Genomic DNA, 18,057 nt, shown 5'->3' with positions numbered 1-18,057 from the left:
GGCGGTTTTATGACATGGTTGGTGGGGATTTACCTCATTCGATCGTGAGTTGGAGGAGACAGATGTACGTCGTGAAGAGCCCGCTGTCCGATGCGGATCTGAAGACGGTCTCGGAGGCCCTGCAGGGCGCGCTGGTGGACCTGGTCGACCTGTCCCTGGTGGCCAAGCAGATTCACTGGAATGTGGTCGGCCCGCGCTTCCGTTCCGTGCATCTGCAGCTGGACGAGGTCGTCGACACGGCCCGGCAGCACTCCGACACGGTGGCGGAGCGTGCCTCCACGCTCGGCGTCTCGCCCGACGGGCGCGCGGCCACGGTGGCGCAGAGCAGCGGCATCGGCAAGACGCCCGAGGGCTGGGTCAAGGACGTGGACGCCGTGGGCGCCCTCGTGGACGCGCTCGGCGCGGTGATCACCCGAATGCGGGAGCGGGTCGACGCGACGGGCGAGGCCGACCCGGTCAGCCAGGACATCTTCATCGGGATCACGGCGGACCTGGAGAAGCACCACTGGATGTTCCAGGCGGAGAACGGCTGAGCGCGCTGCGGCGGCTGATTCGCCGGGTGGCTGATGTAGGTGGGCGGTCCGGTCCCTTGGGGGGCCGGGCCGCTCTGGCGTTTCTGTGCCCGGCGGCCTCGGTCGGCGCTCCGGTCGGCTCCGGCTCGTGCGCCGGGGTGCGGGTGGGTGAGCGCCCCTGATCCTGGGGCGCTTTGACCGGGTCGGTGCCATCATCGGTTGCACCGTGGTTCTTTCCGGTGACGACGACGCGCCCTCTCGTGGGAGGTGGCTTCTGTGGCTGCGGTGAGCGGTGACGGAGCGGCGATATCCAGGCGCGCCGCGCGGTGGGTGCCTGCCCTCGCGTTCGGCGCGCTGTGGTGGTGGGGCGTGCTGAGGGTCGCTTTCGTGCCCGACGCGGGGGTGCTCGAAGGGGCCGTGGCGGCCGGCGGGTGGGGGCTGAGCGTGCTGCCGGTGCACTGTGTGTCCAAGGCGCGGGCGGCTGGTGTGGCGGACGGGGGCGGCGACGACGGTGGGGTTGAGGTCGAGGGTGAGGGATCTGCTCGGCGTTCTGGCGGCTTGCTGGTGCGGCTGAGGGGGCGGGCCCTGGGCGTGCGGGAGCGGGCAGGGGAGCGGGTGCGGGACGGGGTCACCAAGGCATGGCAACGCCGCCGTTCGGGCGGAGGATCTGGCCCGTCGTAAAGGACGCGGCGTCGGAGGCCAGGTGCAGTACGGCGTGCGCGATGTCCTCCGGTTCGCCGACGCGGCCCAGGGGTGACATGCGGGCCATGATCTTCTCGGTGTGGAGCGGGGGCTGGAGCTGGGACTGGGGCTGAGTCCGGGTTTGCGGCTGGGCTTGGGTCGGGGCCTCGGTGTCGTGCCGCGTCGTCATGGGGGTGCGGATCCAGCCCGGCGCGACGGCGTTGACGCGGATGCCGTGCGGGCCGACCTCCATGGCCAGGGTCTTGGTGAGCTGGACGACGGCCGCCTTGGCCGCGCCGTAGCAGAGAAGCCCGGGGCCGCCGGTGTCGACGGCGCCGGAGGCCATCGTGATGATGCTGCCGCCCGAACCCGAGTCGATCATCGTGCGGGCCGCTGCCTGGCACGCGTACAGGACGCCCTTGAAGTTGATGTTCAGGACCCGGTCGAGGTCCTCGTCACGGGTCTCCAGGACCGAGCTGCTGTGCATCACGCCGGCGATGGCGGCCATGATGTCGAGGCGGGGGGTGTCGCCGGGGGTGAGCGGGGCCGTGGCGGAGCCTGCGGGTGCGGGTGGGCCTGCGGGCGTGGTTGTGCCTGCGGGTGCGGCCGGGGTCGCCGGTGTGGTCGCGGCCGTCGTCACGGCTCGGTCCACGTGGGTGCGGTCCGCGACGTCGAGGACGTACGTGTACGGGGCGCCCCCGGCCGTCTTGATGAGGGCGGCGGTCTCGTGGAGCCCCTGCTCGTCGCGGTCGGCGCAGTGGACGGTGGCGCCCGCCTCCGCGAGGAGCAGCGCGGTGGCGCGGCCGATGCCGCTGGCGGCGCCGGTGACGAAGGCGGTGCGTCTGGTGAGGTCGTACGCCGTGACGGGCATGACGGGACGGTACGGCTATGCCTGACGGGGCGTCAACTGGTACGCAGGGGTGGCGGATTGCCGCTTCGGGGAGAGGGTGGCGGGCCAGGGATTACGGTGTCGGGCCCGACTGGCAGGTCGGGCACCAGTAGGTGGGGCGGCTGCGCGAACCGTCGCCCTGTTCGCCGACGCGGATCGCGGTGCGGCAGCGCATGCAGGGGCGCGGCGCACGTCCGTAGACGAAGAGGCGCTGGCCGTCGCGGTCACGGCCCGTGGTGGTGCGGGATGACCGGTCGCGGTTGGCTTCCAGGAGCTTCTTGCAGAGGGCGGGGAGGCGGGCGGACTTCTCCTTGGGGAGTTCGCCGATGGGGAGCCAGGGGGTGACGCCCAGGATGAAGCAGATCTCGCTCTTGAAGACGTTGCCAACGCCCGCGAGATTGCGCTGGTCCAGGAGGGCCTCGCCGAGGGGGCGGTCGGGCGCGGCGAGGAGGTTGCCCAGCGCGCGGTCCGGGTCCCAGTCGGGGCCGAGGAGGTCGGGGCCCAGATGGCCGACGGCCTTGTACTCGTCGGTGGTGCGGAGCAGTTCGAGGACGGGCAGGCGGTAGCCGACGGCCGTCCGTTCGGCGTTGCCGAGGATGGCCCGGATCTGGTGTCCGGGTCCGCCGCGCCAGCGCTCGTCCGGCGCGTACACCCGCCAGGAGCCGTCCATCCGCAGGTGGGAGTGGAGGGTGAGGCCGCCCTCGATGCGGGTGAGGAGATGCTTTCCGCGCGGGGTGACGTCCAGGACGGTGCGGCCGGTGAGGTCGACGGTGGCGAGCTTGGGCACGCGCAGGTCGGAGCGCGTCAGGGTGTGCCCGGCCAGGGCGGTGTGCAGACGCCGGGCCGCTTGGAGGACGGTGTCACCTTCGGGCATGAGATCAAGGGTGGCATGGCGGGGGCGGGGCGGGGCGGTTATGGGGTGCCCGTAGGGGGTGCCCGTCGCGCAGGCGTCCTGCCTTCGCCTACGGGCACGCCTCGCCTACGGACGGGCACGCCCTTCCTTTCGGGCACGCCACCGCCCACCGCCGCGTGCCGTCACGCTCGCAGGCGCAGCCCGCGCGGGGTGGCGTGGAAACCGGCTCCTTCCAGGAGGGGGGCGAACGGTGAGGTCAGGGCGGCCACGCCGTTGACCCGCTCCACGGTGACCGTGCCGAGGGATCCCGCCCGTGCCGCCCCGGCGAGCGCTTCGGCGGCCGCGTGCAGGCGCGGGTCGTCGCCGAGCGGGTCCTCCGGAGAGGCGGGCCAGGCCAGCAGCGTCTTGCCGCCCCGCTCCATGTAGAGCGTCAGCTCGCCGTCGACCAGGACGACGAGGGAGCCCGCCTTGCGGCCCGGCTTGTGGGTGGTGTCCTTCGGCGGCTCGGGCCAGGGGAGCGCGGCCCCGTACGCGTTGGCGGGGTCGGCCGCGGCGAGCACCACGGCGGCCTGGGCGTCGGAGGGGCGCGCACCGTCCGTACGCTCCCGCGCGTTCGCCGTGGCGCGCAGCCGGTCCACTGCTCCGTCCATCGCGAACTGTGCCGCGCCTAGCCCCTCGACCACGTAGCCACGGCGCGCCTGGCCGCTGTCCTCGAACGCCGACAGGACGCGGTACGTGGCGGAGAAGCCGCCCTCGACCCCCTCGGCCGCCACCGCGCCGCGGGTCACCACGCCGTGCCGGTCCAGCAGGGCGCGGGCCAGGGCGTGCGCGCGCAGGGTCGGGTCCGTCTCGCGGTCGGGGAGCAGCGACCAGCGGCCCGCGACCGTCGGCGGGCCGGTGCGTGAGGTGGGGCGGGCGGCCCCGGTCAGGCTGCCGTACCGCCCGCGCGGGACGTTGCGTTTGGCGCGGTGGGCGGTGGCTCCCGCGGTGCGGCCCGAACCGAGGAGCGAGCGCATCGGGCCGAGGGTGTCGTTGGTCAGCCGGCCCGACCAGGCCAGCTCCCAGATGGCGTCGGCCAGTTGGGGATCGAGCACTCCGGGGTGGGTGGTGGCGCGGACCTGGTCGGCGATCTGGCGGAAGAAGAGGCCGTACCCCCCGGAGAGGGTGTTCAGGACCGCCTCGTGCAGGGCGGTGAGCTCCAGTGGGTGCGGGGGAGGCAGGAGCAGGGGCGCGGTGTCGGCGAGGTACAGGGAGACCCAGCCGTCCTTGCCCGGCAGGGATCCGACGCCGGCCCAGATCACCTCGCCGGCCGCGGTCAGCTCGTCGAGCATGGCCGGGTTGTAGCCCGTGACGCGGGAGGGCAGGACGAGCTTCTCGAGGGCGGAGGCGGGGACGGTGGCCCCTTGCAGTTGCTCGACGGCGCGCACCAGGCCGTCGATGCCCCGCAGGCCGTGCCCGCCGAGGTTCTGCCACTGGGGCAGGAACTGGGCGAGCGCGGCCGGGGGAACCGGCTCCAACTCGTGCCGCAGGGCCGCGAGGGAGCGGCGGCGCAGGCGGCGCAGGACGGCGGCGTCGCACCACTCCTGGCCGATGCCCGCCGGATGGAACTCTCCCTGCACCACGCGGCCGTTCGCGGCGAGGCGTTGCAGCGCCCCGTCGGTGACCGCAGCTCCGAGGCCGAAGCGGGCGGCGGCGGTGGCGGACGTGAAGGGGCCGTGCGTACGCGCGAAACGGGCCAGGAGGTCGCCGAGCGGGTCCTTGACCGGCTCCATGAAGGCCTCGGGCACGCCGACCGGCAGGGCCGTGCCGAGGGCATCGCGCAGCCGGCCCGCGTCCTCGATCGCCGCCCAGTGCTCGGCGCCCGCGATGCGGACCCGGATCGCGCGGCGGGCGGACGCCAGCTCCTCGGGCCACTGCGGCTCGGCGCCGCGCTCCACCAACTCGGCCGTGGTGAGCGGTCCGAGGAGCCGCAGCAGGTCGGCGACGCCTTCGGAGTCCTTGATGCGGCGGTCCTCCGTACGCCACTGGAGCTCCTGCTCCAGCTCCGCCAGGACGTCGGCGTCGAGGAGCTCGCGCAGCTCCGCCTGGCCGAGCAGCTCGGCGAGCAGTCGCGAGTCCAGGGAGAGTGCTGCCGCGCGGCGTTCGGCCAGGGGGGAGTCGCCCTCGTACAGGAACTGGGCGACGTACCCGAACAGGAGGGAGCGGGCGAACGGGGAGGGTTCGTTCGTCGTGACCTCGACGAGGCGGACGCGGCGGGACTCGATGTCGCCCATCAGCTCGGTGAGCCCCGGCACGTCGAAGACGTCCTGGAGGCACTCCCTGATCGCCTCCAGGACGATGGGGAAGGACCCGAACTCGCTGGCCACCTGGAGCAGCTGGGAGGCGCGCTGACGCTGCTGCCACAGCGGGGTGCGCTTGCCGGGGCTGCGGCGCGGCAGCAGCAGCGCGCGGGCGGCACATTCGCGGAACCGTGAGGCGAACAGAGCCGAGCCGCCTACCTCGTCGGTGACGATCTGGTTGACCTCGCCCTTGTCGAAGACCACGTCACCGGCGCCGACCGGGGCCTTCTCGGCGTCGTACTCCACGGGGGGAGCGGTGGGCTCCTGGTCCAGCAGGTCGAGGCTCATCAGATCGGCGTCGGGCAGCCGCAGGACCAGGCCGTCGTCGGCGTGCATGACCTGGGCGTCCATGCCGTACCGCTCGGTGAGGCGGGCGCCGAGGGCGAGGGCCCAGGGGGCGTGCACCTGCGCTCCGAAGGGGGAGTGCACGACGACCCGCCAATCGCCCAGCTCGTCGCGGAACCGCTCGACCACGATCGTGCGGTCGTCCGGGATGTGCCCGCAGGCCTCGCGCTGTTCGGCGAGGTAGGACAGGACGTTGTCGGCGGCCCAGGCGTCCAGGCCGGTGGCGAGCAGGCGCCCGCGCGCGTCATCCCGCGAGAGCGCGCCGACCTCCCGGAGGAACGCGCCGAGCGCACGGCCCAGTTCGAGCGGCCGGCCCAGCTGGTCGCCCTTCCAGAAGGGGAGGCGGCCCGGGACGCCGGGCGCGGGGGAGACGAGGACGCGGTCGCGCGTGATGTCCTCGATGCGCCAGGAGCTGGTGCCCAGCGTGAAGACGTCACCCACCCGGGACTCGTACACCATCTCCTCGTCGAGCTCCCCGACGCGGCCGCCGCCCTTCTTGGGGTCGACGCCCGCGAGGAAGACACCGAAGAGGCCGCGGTCGGGAATCGTGCCCCCTGAAGTGACCGCAAGGCGCTGGGCGCCCGGCCGGCCCGTGACGGTGCCCGCGACGCGGTCCCAGACCACGCGCGGGCGCAGCTCCGCGAAGGCGTCGGAGGGATAGCGGCCGGCGAGCATGTCCAGGACGGCCGTGAACGCCGACTCCGGGAGGGAGGCGAAGGAGGCCGCCCGGCGGACCACCGTCAGGAGGTCGTCGACCTGCCAGGTGTCGAGGGCGACCATCGCCACCAGCTGCTGGGCCAGCACGTCCAGCGGGTTGGCCGGGATACGCAGCGACTCGATGGAGCCGGTCTGCATCCGCTCCGTGACGACGGCGGCCTGCACCAGGTCTCCCCGGTACTTCGGGAACACGACGCCCGTGGAGACGGCGCCCACCTGGTGGCCCGCGCGGCCCACGCGCTGCAGCCCGGAGGCCACGGACGGCGGCGACTCCACCTGCACCACCAGGTCGACCGCGCCCATGTCGATGCCCAGCTCCAGGCTGGACGTGGCGACGACGGCCGGCAGCCGGCCCGCCTTGAGGTCCTCCTCGACCTGCGCGCGCTGCTCCTTGGAGACCGAGCCGTGGTGGGCCCGGGCCAGCACCGGCGGAGCGCCCTTGGCGGCGCCCGACTCAGCCATCAGCTCCGCCGGGGAGTGGTCCTCGGGGAGGGGCTCACCGGTCGCTCTCTCGTACGCGATCTCGTTGAGGCGGTTGCACAGGCGCTCGGCGAGACGGCGTGAGTTGGCGAACACGATGGTGGAGCGGTGCGCCTGGACGAGGTCGGTGATGCGCTCCTCGACGTGCGGCCAGATCGAGGGACGCTCCGCCTCGGCGCCCGGACCGTCGGCCGCGTCGGTGGCCGGGGATCCGCCCAGCTCCCCGAGGTCCTCCACCGGGACGACCACGGACAGGTCGAACTCCTTGCCGGACGGCGGCTGGACGATCTCGACCTTGCGCTTGGGGGAGAGATAGCGCGCCACCTCGTCCACCGGGCGGACCGTCGCCGACAGGCCGATGCGGCGGGCGGGCTTCGGCAGCAGCTCGTCGAGGCGCTCCAGGGAGAGGGCGAGATGGGCGCCGCGCTTGGTGCTCGCGACGGCGTGCACCTCGTCGAGGATCACCGTCTCGATGCCGGTGAGCGCTTCCCGCGTCGCGGAGGTGAGCATCAGGAACAGCGATTCGGGGGTGGTGATCAGGATGTCCGGCGGGCGGGTCGACAGGGCCCGGCGCTCGGCGGCCGGTGTGTCACCCGACCGGATGCCGACCCGCACCTCCGGCTCGGGCAGGCCGAGGCGCACCGATTCCTGGCGGATGCCGGTCAGGGGGCTGCGCAGATTGCGCTCCACGTCTACCGCGAGCGCCTTCAGCGGGGACACGTACAGCACCCGGCAGCGCTTCTTCGGGTCGGCGGGCGGAGGCGTCGACGCCAGCTGGTCGAGGGCGGCGAGGAAGGCGGCCAGGGTCTTGCCGGAACCGGTGGGCGCGACGACCAGCACGTCGGACCCCTCCGAGATGGCCTGCCACGCCCCGGCCTGGGCGGAGGTGGGCGCGGAGAAGGCCCCCGTGAACCAGCCGCGGGTCGCGGGGGAGAATCCGTCAAGGGCGCTGCGGGCGCCGTCGGCACGGGACGCGGAGCTGACCATGCCCCCATCGTGCACCCCGCCACTGACAACGGCGCCGACCTGCGGATCAGAGGGTCGAACACGTCGCGCAGGTCGCGGTACGGGGCGCGGCCGACGGGGTGATCGAATGGGTCGTGCGCGAGAGCCTGACTCCGTCAGCCGATGGGCCGCCCGTACGCCCGGAGCGTGCGCAGCGCCTCGATGGTGACGATCGGGCGCGACTCCAGGGCCGTGCCCGGCGCCCACTGCCGCCAGCGGACGGGCCAGCCGCCGTCCTCCTGCTGCTCCCGGGCCAGGAAGTCGAGCGAACGTTCCATCTCCGCATCGGTGAACCATGAGCGGGCGAGCGATTCCGGGGTCCTCGCGAAGTCGTGCGGGAAGTGGTGCTCTCCCGGTGCGTAACCGGGCGCCACCGGGTACGCGTCCAGGTCCGCGGGGTCCAGCGCCGCGAGCCGCTGCCGTCGCACGAGGCGGCCGAGCCGGTCGGCGGCGGCCCGCGCGCGGGAGCGGTCGGGCACGCCGTCCAGGAAGGCGACCGCCGCGTGGATCTCGTACGGGTGTGACTTCTCGAGCGACTCGACGGCCGCCCAGCAGAAGTCCGTGGCCCGGAAGAGCCAGGCGTGCCACACGTCGTTGCGGTGCAGCAGACCCACCACCGGGCCGGTGGCGAGCAGCTCGCCGGGCGGGTCCTCCACGACGGGGACGAACGGCGCCGAGGGGTAGCCGCGCTGGCTGGGATGGATCGCGGGCAGGGCCCCCGCGGGCGTCGACACCGACGTGAGATACCGGCACACGCGCTCCACCCGCTGCCCGCCGCAGCGGTGGATCGAGTCCAGTACGCGCAGCGCGTGCCCGACGTGCAGGGGCTGGCCGACGGGGCCGCGCAGATCGGGTTCGAGCGCGTAGCCGTACCCGCCGTCAGCGGTGGCGTACGAGGTCAGAGCGGTCTCGACCGCGTCCGCGGCCGGGGCCCCGCCCGCGCCGTCGAGGAAGTGGTACGCGAACCTCCGCTGCTCGAGGACGCGCGCGGTGAGCCACACGAAGCGCTCGGCGCGGGCGACCGGGGAGGGCGCCGCGTCGGGGGAGTGCACTGCGTCGGGGGAAGCTCCGGTTTCGGCCATGTTCCGACGGTAGGGCGGAAAGCGTTCTCGGCAAGCCCCCTGTACCGGGCTGCACTCTCAGGGGCGCGATACTGGAGGCATGCGGTTGACGGTCTTCTGGCAGCGGATGGCTGCTCACTTCGGTGCGGGGTACGCCGACTCCTTCGCGCGCGATCACGTGATGTCGGAGCTGGGCGGCCGCACGGTCAACGAGGCGCTGGACGCGGGCTGGGAGGCCAAGGACGTCTGGCGCGCGGTGTGCACGGCGATGGGCGTGCCGGACGACAGGCGCTGACCTTGGTCGGCCGGAGCGCGGACGGGCTGCACGCGCGCGTGCGTCCGCCCAGCTCGTTCACGGAAGCGTCCCAAGATGTGAGGGTGGCGGTCGATTGTCGGCGGCGTGGGCGAGACTGGCTCCGTGGCACCGACAGATGAGACCGCGCAGGTCACCAAGGACACCGCTCCCCTCGGCACGACGCCGCCCGCAGAGCCCCCCGCCGGGGCCGGGGCCGAGGCAGGGCCGGCCGCCCGCATGCCGCGGTGGCTGCCGCGCGCCATGGTGCTCGCCCTCGCGCTCATCGCCTGTTTCCAGCTGGGCAGTTGGGCGTTCCATCAGCTGACCGGGCTGCTGATCAACATTCTGATCGCGTTCTTCCTCGCGCTGGCGGTCGAGCCCGCGGTGAGCTGGATGGCCGCGCGCGGGCTGCGCAGAGGCTTCGCCACCTTCCTGGTCTTCTTGAGCGTCGTGATCGCCGGTGCGGGCTTCATCACGTTGATGGGGTCCATGCTCGCGGGCCAGATCGTCGACATGGTGGAGGATTTCCCGGACTACCTCGACAAGGTCATCAGCTGGATCAACCAGACCTTCCACACGGACCTCTCCCGCGTCGAGGTGCAGGACAGCCTGGTCCACTCCGACTGGCTCCAGAAGTACGTGCAGAACAGCGCCAGCGGCGTCCTGGACGTCTCCGCGCAGGTCCTTGGCGGGCTGTTCCAGCTCCTGACGATCCTGCTGTTCTCGTTCTACTTCGCGGCCGACGGCCCGCGGCTGCGGCGCGCGCTGTGCTCGGTGCTGCCGCCCGCGCGGCAGGCCGAGGTGCTGCGCGCCTGGGAGATCGCGGTCGACAAGACCGGCGGCTACCTCTACTCGCGCGGCCTGATGGCGCTGATCTCCGGGATCGCGCACTACGTCCTGCTGCAGGTGCTCAGCGTCCCCTACGCGCCCGTGCTCGGCGTGTGGGTGGGCCTCGTGTCCCAGTTCATCCCGACCATCGGCACGTACCTGGCGGGCGCACTGCCGATGCTGATCGCCTTCACGGTCGATCCCTGGTACGCGCTCTGGGTGCTGGTCTTCGTGGTCGTCTACCAGCAGTTCGAGAACTACGTGCTGCAGCCCAAGCTGACCGCCAAGAGCGTGGACATCCACCCCGCGGTCGCCTTCGGCTCGGTCATCGCCGGCACCGCGCTCCTCGGCGCGGTCGGTGCGCTCATCGCCATCCCCGCGGTCGCGACGCTGCAGGCCTTCCTGGGGGCGTACGTAAAGAGGTACGACGTCACGGACGACCCCCGGGTGCACGGCCACCGGGGCCGGGTGGGAGCGCCGCTCCTCGCCGGCGTGCGGCGCGGACTGCGCGGGCCGAACCATCCGGAGGCGCCCCCCGCCTCCGCCGAGGAGCAGCCGAAGCCGGACCCGGGGGAGTAGGAGAACGCCTCCCGGGGCCGGGCCGGCCGGCGCCCATACGGAACCGTCCCGGGGGATCTCCGTACCGCCCCTGACAACGCCGCCGGCTGCGGCGTGCCACGCTTGACACTGAAATCGAACATCCATTCTTATGGGGTGTCCGGCGGCGATTTTCCGGGGCTGAGCGGAGGTTTCCCGGGACGCTCCAGAGGATGTGACGAGGAGCCGGCCAGGGGCCGGAGCCTCGAGTTATCCACAGGCTGGACGGGCGTCGGGGCGGATTGTCAGTGGCAGGCGTTAGCGTCTTTGACGTGAAGCGATCGACTCAAGCAAATCGGGTGGAACCCATGGCAGGAACCGACCGCGAGAAGGCGCTCGACGCCGCGCTCGCACAGATTGAACGGCAATTCGGCAAGGGCGCAGTGATGCGCATGGGCGAGCGGCCGAACGAGCCCATCGAGGTCATCCCCACCGGGTCGACCGCGCTCGACGTCGCGCTCGGCGTCGGCGGCATCCCGCGCGGCCGTGTGGTGGAGGTGTACGGACCGGAGTCCTCCGGTAAGACGACGCTGACGCTGCACGCAGTCGCGAACGCGCAGAAGGCCGGCGGCTCGGTGGCCTTCATCGACGCCGAGCACGCCCTCGACCCCGAGTACGCGAAGAAGCTCGGCGTCGACATCGACAACCTCATCCTGTCCCAGCCGGACAACGGCGAGCAGGCCCTCGAGATCGTCGACATGCTGGTCCGCTCCGGCGCCCTCGACCTGATCGTCATCGACTCCGTCGCCGCCCTGGTGCCGCGCGCGGAGATCGAGGGCGAGATGGGCGACTCGCACGTGGGCCTCCAGGCCCGTCTGATGAGCCAGGCGCTCCGGAAGATCACCAGCGCGCTCAACCAGTCCAAGACCACCGCGATCTTCATCAACCAGCTCCGCGAGAAGATCGGCGTGATGTTCGGCTCGCCCGAGACCACGACCGGTGGCCGCGCGCTGAAGTTCTACGCCTCGGTGCGCATGGACATCCGCCGCATCGAGACCCTCAAGGACGGCACGGACGCGGTCGGCAACCGCACCCGCGTCAAGGTCGTCAAGAACAAGGTCGCGCCGCCCTTCAAGCAGGCCGAGTTCGACATCCTCTACGGCCAGGGCATCAGCCGCGAGGGCGGCCTGATCGACATGGGCGTGGAGCACGGCTTCGTCCGCAAGGCCGGCGCCTGGTACACGTACGAGGGCGACCAGCTCGGCCAGGGCAAGGAGAACGCCCGCAACTTCCTCAAGGACAACCCCGACCTCGCCAACGAGATCGAGCGGAAGATCAAGGAGAAGCTGGGCGTCGGTGTGAAGCCCGAGGCCCCTGCCGCCGAGGAGCCGGTGGTGGACGCGGCGGCACCCGCTGCCGTGGCCGACGACGCCAAGACGGTGCCCGCGCCAGCGGTCAAGGCCACCAAGAAGACCGCGGCGGCCAAGAGCTAGCCCGTGACGCGACGAACCGACTGGGCGGACCACACCGCCCCCGAGAAACGCCCCGGCCCCGCCGGGCGGGGCCACGGGGACGGTGCGGAGCAGGACGGCACGGGCTGGCCCGGCAGCCGGCGCGGCGGCTCGGAAGCCATCGGGGGTGACGCCATCGGGGGTGACGCCCTCGGTGGTGACGACTTCGGCGGCGGCTTCGGCGGTGACGGCCTCCGGGAGGACGGCCGTCGGGACGGTGACGGCCGGGGGCGCGGACGCCGCCGGCGGCGCGGTGGCTCCGACGGCCATCAGGACGGCGGGCCCCCTTCCTCGTCGAGGGCCGAGAAGGGGGAGCCGCAGGATCCGGCCGAGCGGGCGCGGGCGATCTGTCTGCGCCTGCTCACCGGCACGGCGCGGACGCGCAAGCAGCTCGCGGACGCGTTGCGCAAGCGGGAGATCCCCGACGAGGTGGCGGAGGAAGTCCTCTCCCGCTTCGAAGAGGTCGGTCTGATCAACGACAGTGCCTTCGCGGACGCGTGGGTGGAGTCCCGCCACCACGGCCGGGGCCTGGCCCGCCGCGCGCTCGCGCGGGAGCTGCGCACCAAGGGCGTGGACTCCACGCTGATCGACGAAGCCGTGGGGCAGCTCGACCCGGAGCAGGAGGAGGCCACCGCGCGCGAGCTGGTCGCCCGCAAGCTCCGCTCCACGCGCGGCCTCGACCGGGACAAGCGCCTGCGCCGCCTCGCGGGCATGCTCGCCCGTAAGGGTTACGGGGAGGGCATGGCGCTCAGAGTGGTCCGCCAGGCCCTGGAGGAAGAGGGCGAGGAGACGGACGACTTGGGGTACGGGGCGTTCTGAGCGGGCCGCTCCCACGGGGGTGGGGCGGCAGCCGGAACGACTCCCGCGTCGTGGGCAGGACGTACGTCGGTCCGACGTGAGGGCGGGTGCCCCTTACCGAGCCATAGGTCACCAGAGGCTCGGTGAGCGGCACCCACGCGTGCGTACTCACGCTTCGGCGGTGACCACCGGAAGCCCCGCCGCCCGCCATGCCTGGAAGCCGCCGACCAGGTCGGTGGCGTGCCGCAGCCCCAACTGCCGCAAGGAGGCGGCCGCGAGACTGGACGCGTAGCCCTCGTTGCAGACCACCACGACGCGCAGGTCGTGACCGGTGGCCTCCGGCGCGCGGTGGCTGCCCCGCGGATCGAGGCGCCACTCCAGCTCGTTGCGCTCGACGACGAGCGCGCCGGGGATCAGGCCGTCGCGCTCGCGCAGCGCCGCATAGCGGATGTCGACCAGCAGGCCGCCGCCTTCGGCGGTCTCGTACGCCTCCTGAGGGGTGAGCCGGTCGAGGTCGAGCCGGACGCGCTCCAGCAACTCGTCGATGCCGGGCGGCTGTTCATCGACGGGAACGCGGTCGCTCGCTGCTCGTCCTCCCGTCACTGCCAGTCCTCCGGGCGCTCCACGGACTCCAGGCGGAGCACGTCACCGGTGCGGCTGTAGCGGCGGATCCGGGGGAGGGGCGGGTAGTAGGCGTGCACGGAGACGGCGTGCTCGGTCGCGGACTCGTTCAGGACCTCGTGCACGTGGTTGGTGCCGAAGGCGCGGCCCTCGCCGGTCGTCAACTCCCGTCGGCGGTCGACGTCGTCGGAGAGTTCGAGGGTCTTCCAGCCGTCGGTGGGCAGGCGCGCGGCGAGCGAGTTCTCCTTGAGGGTGCCCGCCGCGGTGAGGAAGGCGCCGACCGACTCAGCGTGGTCGTGCCAGCCGGTGCCGGTGCCGGGCGGCCAGCCGATCAGCCAGGCCTCGCTGCCGCCGGGGCCCTGCAGCCGCACCCAGGTGCGGCCCTCGGGGTCGAGCGGCAGGGAGGCGATGAGTTGGGCGTCGGCCGCGGTGCGGCGGACGAAGGCGAGGAGCTCGGCCGCCGTGGGCGCCGACGAAGACGTGGCAGGGGCGGCCGAGGGTGCGGCGGAGGAAGGGGCGACAGACACAGGTACCGTCCTGGAGGTTCGCGGAAGAGCGCGCGAGACGGCCCCTGGGGGGCGCTCAGCGCGCGAGGAGATCAGGCGAATTCAGCAGGACGGGTGACACACGCAGCCTGCATAGCGGACGAGGTCCATGTGGACCCTCCGCCACAGGCGAACATCGGTGTCGGTCACGATCCGGAGTAGAACACGGGGGTGGAAACCGGTCAACCCTGACTCAGCATGCGGTCGTCAGCCCTCGGGGGATGGTGGCGGGGCCCTGGGCGGAGGCGCCCTGGGCCGAGACGTGGGCTTCGTCCTCACGGCCGACGAGCAGCCCCCGCCTCTCCGCTCCTCCCCGCCTACGCCCTCGGCCGTACACCCCCGGCCGCCCTTGCCGTACTCTCCGCCCCCGCCGTCCTTTCCGCCTCGCCCTCCCGATCGGCACGGGCGGCCGTCTCCGCCCCTGCCTCCGTCCCTGCCTCTGACTCTGTCCCCGCCTCCGCCTTCCGGCCAGCCCGTGCCGGGCCGCCCAGTGCCGCCTCGGCCGCCGCGTACAGCTCGGCGGGGCGTACCCCGGAGAACGCGGTGACCAGGTGGCCGTCCGGGCGGATGAGGAGGACCGCGTGGGCGGCGGCCCCGGGGTAGCTCTCCGCGACGAGCAGCTCGGCCGGGTGCGGCAGCGCCGTCACGGCGGCGGCGAGCCGCGGCATGAGCCCGGCCGTCACCCAGTGCCGCCGCTCCCACACCCCGGTGCCCGGCGCGACCAGCAGGACGATCAGCTGCCCGAACCCGAGCCGGTCGCGCAGGTGGACGAAGGACCCGTCGGGCGCCGTGACCCGTACGTCCGCGACCGGCGCACCCGGCTCCGTGCCCACCGGAAGGACGGACTCCGAGGGGGCGGGTGCCAGCGGCGACTCGGCGTACGACGAGGGCGCGCCGAGCGTCCCGCGCCCCACATGACCGTCCGTGAGGAGCGTGTCGTGTCCGCGCGCGCTGCCGGGCACGTACGAACGCAGTCCCTTGCCGCCGCGCAGCACCGGCAGCGACTGGTCGGCGGCGCGCAGGCGTGCGGCCACGCCGGCCCGCCGCTCGACCTGGTAGCTGTCGAGCAGCGCCTCGTGCCCGCCGTGGTGCCAGGCGAGCGCCAGCTTCCAGGCGAGGTTGTCGGCATCCCGCAGCCCCTCGTCGAGCCCCTGGGTACCGAGCGCGCCGAGCAGGTGCGCGGCGTCCCCGGCGAGGAAGGCGCGGCCGACCCGCCACCGTCGGGCGAGCCGGTGGTGGACCGTGTGCACGCCCGTGTCGAGCAGTTCGTACGGCGGTGTGGAGCCGCCGCACCAGCCGGCCAGGGTCTCGCGGATGCGGGTGACGAGGGCGTCGGGCGTCACCAGCTCGCCGCGGGGCGGGAGCAGCCAGTCGAGCCGCCACACCCCGTCGGCGAGCGGGCGGCCCGTCACTTCGGCGCCCCCGCCGCGCCACGGGGGCATCCGATGCAACAACGCCTGGCCCGGCCAGGGAAGTTCCGTGCGCAGCGAGGCGACGGCGTGTCGTTCGACGGCGGTGCGGCCGGGGAAGCGCACGTCGAGGAGTTTGCGCACCGTGGAGCGTGCGCCGTCGCAGCCCACCAGGTAACTGCCCCGCCACCATGTGCCCTTGGGCCCGCGCGTGTGGGCGGTCAGCCCTGCGGGGTCCTGTTCCAGGGAGTCGAGCTTGTTGTCCACCGCGATCTTGACGAGTCGTTCGTCGGCGATGGCCTCGCGCAGCGCGGCGGTCAGTGTGTGCTGCGGCAGGTGGAGCGGGGAGGGGGTCTCGTCGTCGAAGTGGAGCTCGCGCATCAGCTGTTTGCGCCGTACGGAGCGCCAGCCGGCCCACCGCGCGCCCGTTTCCGTATCTCCGAACGAATGGCCGGCGAGCCGCTCCACGAACGCCGCGGTGTCCTCGCGGAGCACGACGGTCCGCGCCGGCCGCTGCTCGTCCTTGCCCGGGCCTTCGTCGAGGACGACGGTGGGCACCGAGTGGCGGGCGAGGGCGAGGGCGAGCGCGAGTCCGACCGGGCCCGCGCCGACGACGATCACCGGGTCCACGGCGCACGTCCTCCGCCCCGCTGGGCTCCGAGGGTCCGGGCTGTCCGGAAGCGCTGGACGTACGTACGAGAACTGGCAGTTGGAGCCCGGTGCACGATCACAGAACGTATGCAACCCACTGCTTGTGCCCGCGTCAAGCGACGGCGGTGCTGACACGACCCCAGCCGTCACGGCCTTGTCCGATCGTCTCATCGATCGGGTGTTCGCCGTGGCGGGCGCCCCGGCGGCCGTGTCTACGGGGAGCAGTACGCACCCGGTGAACGGAGAACAGGGGAGGCGGTAGCCGTCGGGCCACCGCCTCCCCTGTCACCACAGGTCAATTCCTGACGCGTGATCAGTTGCCCTTGGCGGGCGGCTCGTGGTCCGGGCCGTCGTCACGTGCCGTGTCGGTCTTCGGCTCGGCCAGGAGCGTGTCGGTCGACTGCGCGGCGTCCGACGTGGGGCCGAGCGGTTCGGACGGGTCGAGCACCCCGGGGGCCTCGGCCGGTTCGGCCGCCGCCGCCACGACGATGCCCGTCTTGGTGCGCCGCCCGCGCTTCTCGACCCAGGTGGCGAGCGCGGAGAGGGCCATGCACATCGCCACGTAGATCGTGCCGACCACCATGATCACCGGGACGTAGATGTACTGGCCGTTGACGAGCGTGGTGTTGGCCAGCTGGCGCCCCGCGTACAGCAGCTCCGCGTACGTGATGATGTAGCCGAGCGAGGTGTCCTTGAGCGTGACCACCAGCTGGCTGATGATCGTCGGCAGCATGGACCTGATCGCCTGCGGGATCAGCAGCATCGTCATGACCTGGGACTTGCGCAGCCCCAGCGCGTAGGCCGCCTCCACCTGACCGCGCGGCACGGCGTTGAAGCCGGCTCGCAGCACCTCCGCCTGCACCGCGCCGTTGTAGATGGCCAGGCCGATGACGAGGGCCCAGAAGCCGTTGTTCGTCCCGATGGAGCCCAGGTCGCCCTTGTAGGTGAGGAAGAGCACCCACAGCGCGTAGATCGTGATCAGCAGCGGGATGGCACGGAAGAGCTCGATGAATCCGGTGGCCAGCCAGCGGACCGGGCGGTGGTCCGACGCGCGGGCCACCGCGAGCAGCGCACCGAGCACCAGGGACAGCGCACCGGCGAGGACGAAGACCTTCAGCGTGGTGACGATGCCGTCGCGGATGGTGGTCCGCACATTGGAGTAGTTGAAGGTGTTCCAGACCTCGGACGCGAAGTGTCCGCGGTCCGCGAGGCGCATGATCACGAAGACGACGAGGCCGATGATGGCGGCCGTGCCGACGACGGAGTAGATGCGGTTGCGCATCCGGGCCTTGGGGCCCGGAGCGTCGTACAGGACGCTGGAGCTCATCGTGCGACCTCCATGCTCCGCTCCAGCAGCCGGAACAGACCGCTGATGGTGAATGTGATCACGAGGTAGCCGAGCGCCACCCAGAGGAAGAGCCAGGCGATGGCGAAGCCCTGGTCACTGAGGAACTTCTGCCAGCCGAACAGCTCCGTGACGCTGAACGCGCCCGCGATGGCGGAGTTCTTCGTCAGTGCGATGAAGATGCTGCTCAGCGGCGGCAGCACGGTGCGCACGGCCTGGGGAAGGACGATCGTGCCGAGGGTCTGGAAGAACGTCATGCCGAGCGATCGGGCGGCCTCCGCCTGCCCCAGGGGCACGGTGTTGATGCCGGACCTGACGGCCTCGCAGACGAACGACGAGGTGTAGACGCTGAGCACGATCAGCGCCTTGGTCCACGGGTCGAAGCCGAAGTCGAAGACCTGCGGCACCGCGAACCAGATGGTGAGGAAGAGCAGCGTCAGCGGCGTGTTCCGGAACAGGGTGACCCAGGCGGTGCCGAAGAACCGCAGCGGTGGTACCGGCGAGACCCGGAAACCGGCGAGCACGATGCCGAGGAGCAGCGCGAGCGCGCCACTGGCGACGGTCAGCCAGACGGTGCCTATGAATCCCTCGCGGAATTCCGCCAAATGGTCGAGCAGTACATTCACGGGGATGTC

At 72.4% G+C, this 18,057-nt stretch carries 15 protein-coding genes; 5 read left to right on the top strand and 10 right to left on the bottom strand.

Going from position 1 to position 18,057, the window contains the following annotated elements; translation table 11 throughout:
• Positions 1 to 62 precede the first annotated feature (62 nt).
• Positions 63 to 533: a DNA starvation/stationary phase protection protein gene (locus ACFYO9_RS21460; RefSeq protein WP_358777083.1), complete on the top strand. Its 471-nt coding sequence runs from the start codon at positions 63 to 65 to the stop codon at positions 531 to 533.
• A gap of 607 nt (positions 534 to 1,140) precedes the next feature.
• On the opposite strand, the gene ACFYO9_RS21455 is transcribed toward ACFYO9_RS21460, so the two are convergent.
• The 4 genes from ACFYO9_RS21455 to ACFYO9_RS21440 form a co-directional block, all read right to left on the bottom strand.
• The gene (locus ACFYO9_RS21455) at positions 1,141 to 2,064 is read right to left on the bottom strand and encodes an SDR family NAD(P)-dependent oxidoreductase (RefSeq protein ID WP_358777084.1); all 924 of its coding nucleotides are present in this window, start codon (positions 2,062 to 2,064) and stop codon (positions 1,141 to 1,143) included.
• A gap of 91 nt (positions 2,065 to 2,155) precedes the next feature.
• Positions 2,156 to 2,956 carry a DNA-formamidopyrimidine glycosylase family protein gene (locus ACFYO9_RS21450; RefSeq protein WP_358777085.1) on the bottom strand — a complete coding sequence of 267 codons (801 nt, stop codon included), beginning with the start codon at positions 2,954 to 2,956 and terminating at the stop codon, positions 2,156 to 2,158.
• Positions 2,957 to 3,117: 161 nt separating this feature from the next.
• On the bottom strand, positions 3,118 to 7,803 hold the full coding sequence (locus ACFYO9_RS21445; RefSeq protein ID WP_358777086.1) for an ATP-dependent helicase: 4,686 nt from the start codon (positions 7,801 to 7,803) through the stop codon (positions 3,118 to 3,120).
• A 134-nt stretch (positions 7,804 to 7,937) separates the two neighbouring features.
• Entirely contained in the window at positions 7,938 to 8,903 is a 966-nt protein-coding gene (locus tag ACFYO9_RS21440; RefSeq protein WP_355804285.1) for a hypothetical protein, read from the bottom strand.
• A gap of 79 nt (positions 8,904 to 8,982) precedes the next feature.
• Between ACFYO9_RS21440 and ACFYO9_RS21435 the strand changes: the two genes are divergently transcribed.
• The 4 genes from ACFYO9_RS21435 to recX all read left to right on the top strand — a co-directional run bounded on the left by ACFYO9_RS21435 (position 8,983) and on the right by recX (position 12,872).
• Positions 8,983 to 9,177, top strand: coding sequence for a DUF3046 domain-containing protein (locus ACFYO9_RS21435; protein ID WP_355804287.1), 195 nt, complete (start codon positions 8,983 to 8,985; stop codon positions 9,175 to 9,177).
• Positions 9,178 to 9,300: 123 nt separating this feature from the next.
• The gene (locus tag ACFYO9_RS21430) at positions 9,301 to 10,584 is read left to right on the top strand and encodes an AI-2E family transporter (protein ID WP_358777087.1); all 1,284 of its coding nucleotides are present in this window, start codon (positions 9,301 to 9,303) and stop codon (positions 10,582 to 10,584) included.
• A gap of 326 nt (positions 10,585 to 10,910) precedes the next feature.
• Positions 10,911 to 12,035: a recombinase RecA gene (gene recA / locus ACFYO9_RS21425; RefSeq protein ID WP_355804291.1), complete on the top strand. Its 1,125-nt coding sequence runs from the start codon at positions 10,911 to 10,913 to the stop codon at positions 12,033 to 12,035.
• A gap of 3 nt (positions 12,036 to 12,038) precedes the next feature.
• Positions 12,039 to 12,872 (top strand): recombination regulator RecX, encoded by an 834-nt coding sequence (gene recX, locus ACFYO9_RS21420; RefSeq protein ID WP_358777088.1) that lies wholly within the window; start codon positions 12,039 to 12,041, stop codon positions 12,870 to 12,872.
• 147 nt (positions 12,873 to 13,019) lie between these two features.
• On the opposite strand, the gene ACFYO9_RS21415 is transcribed toward recX, so the two are convergent.
• The 6 genes from ACFYO9_RS21415 to ACFYO9_RS21390 form a co-directional block, all read right to left on the bottom strand.
• Positions 13,020 to 13,454 carry a rhodanese-like domain-containing protein gene (locus ACFYO9_RS21415; protein ID WP_355804295.1) on the bottom strand — a complete coding sequence of 145 codons (435 nt, stop codon included), beginning with the start codon at positions 13,452 to 13,454 and terminating at the stop codon, positions 13,020 to 13,022.
• Positions 13,451 to 13,999: a cysteine dioxygenase gene (locus tag ACFYO9_RS21410; protein WP_358777089.1), complete on the bottom strand. Its 549-nt coding sequence runs from the start codon at positions 13,997 to 13,999 to the stop codon at positions 13,451 to 13,453. Before ACFYO9_RS21410 ends, ACFYO9_RS21415 begins: the two co-directional genes overlap by 4 nt.
• 81 nt (positions 14,000 to 14,080) lie before the next feature.
• Positions 14,081 to 14,167, bottom strand: coding sequence for a putative leader peptide (locus ACFYO9_RS21405; protein ID WP_336621184.1), 87 nt, complete (start codon positions 14,165 to 14,167; stop codon positions 14,081 to 14,083).
• A gap of 167 nt (positions 14,168 to 14,334) precedes the next feature.
• Positions 14,335 to 16,056 (bottom strand): FAD-dependent monooxygenase, encoded by a 1,722-nt coding sequence (locus ACFYO9_RS21400; protein ID WP_358777090.1) that lies wholly within the window; start codon positions 16,054 to 16,056, stop codon positions 14,335 to 14,337.
• Between the two features lie 334 nt (positions 16,057 to 16,390).
• A complete protein-coding gene (locus ACFYO9_RS21395; RefSeq protein WP_358777091.1) occupies positions 16,391 to 17,404 on the bottom strand; it encodes an amino acid ABC transporter permease in 1,014 nt (337 codons plus the stop codon).
• On the bottom strand, positions 17,401 to 18,048 hold the full coding sequence (locus tag ACFYO9_RS21390) for an amino acid ABC transporter permease (protein ID WP_355804303.1): 648 nt from the start codon (positions 18,046 to 18,048) through the stop codon (positions 17,401 to 17,403). Before ACFYO9_RS21390 ends, ACFYO9_RS21395 begins: the two co-directional genes overlap by 4 nt.
• Positions 18,049 to 18,057: the final 9 nt, after the last annotated feature.

The sequence above is a fragment of the Streptomyces sp. NPDC005863 genome, from assembly GCF_042871345.1.
In the GTDB taxonomy this organism is placed as follows: Bacteria; Actinomycetota; Actinomycetes; order Streptomycetales; family Streptomycetaceae; genus Streptomyces.
Note: the sequence above shows the minus strand (reverse complement) of the source record. Positions and strands in the feature narration are given on the sequence as shown.

What these genes read in the sequence shown, in the direction of transcription:
- ACFYO9_RS21460 (WP_358777083.1), top strand. Translation starts at nt 63, where the DNA reads ATGTACGTCGTGAAGAGCCCGCTGTCCGATGCGGATCTGAAGACGGTC.
- ACFYO9_RS21455 (WP_358777084.1), bottom strand. Translation starts at nt 2,064, where the DNA reads ATGCCCGTCACGGCGTACGACCTCACCAGACGCACCGCCTTCGTCACC.
- ACFYO9_RS21450 (WP_358777085.1), bottom strand. Translation starts at nt 2,956, where the DNA reads ATGCCCGAAGGTGACACCGTCCTCCAAGCGGCCCGGCGTCTGCACACC.
- ACFYO9_RS21445 (WP_358777086.1), bottom strand. Translation starts at nt 7,803, where the DNA reads ATGGTCAGCTCCGCGTCCCGTGCCGACGGCGCCCGCAGCGCCCTTGAC.
- ACFYO9_RS21440 (WP_355804285.1), bottom strand. Translation starts at nt 8,903, where the DNA reads ATGGCCGAAACCGGAGCTTCCCCCGACGCAGTGCACTCCCCCGACGCG.
- ACFYO9_RS21435 (WP_355804287.1), top strand. Translation starts at nt 8,983, where the DNA reads ATGCGGTTGACGGTCTTCTGGCAGCGGATGGCTGCTCACTTCGGTGCG.
- recA (WP_355804291.1), top strand. Translation starts at nt 10,911, where the DNA reads ATGGCAGGAACCGACCGCGAGAAGGCGCTCGACGCCGCGCTCGCACAG.
- ACFYO9_RS21395 (WP_358777091.1), bottom strand. Translation starts at nt 17,404, where the DNA reads ATGAGCTCCAGCGTCCTGTACGACGCTCCGGGCCCCAAGGCCCGGATG.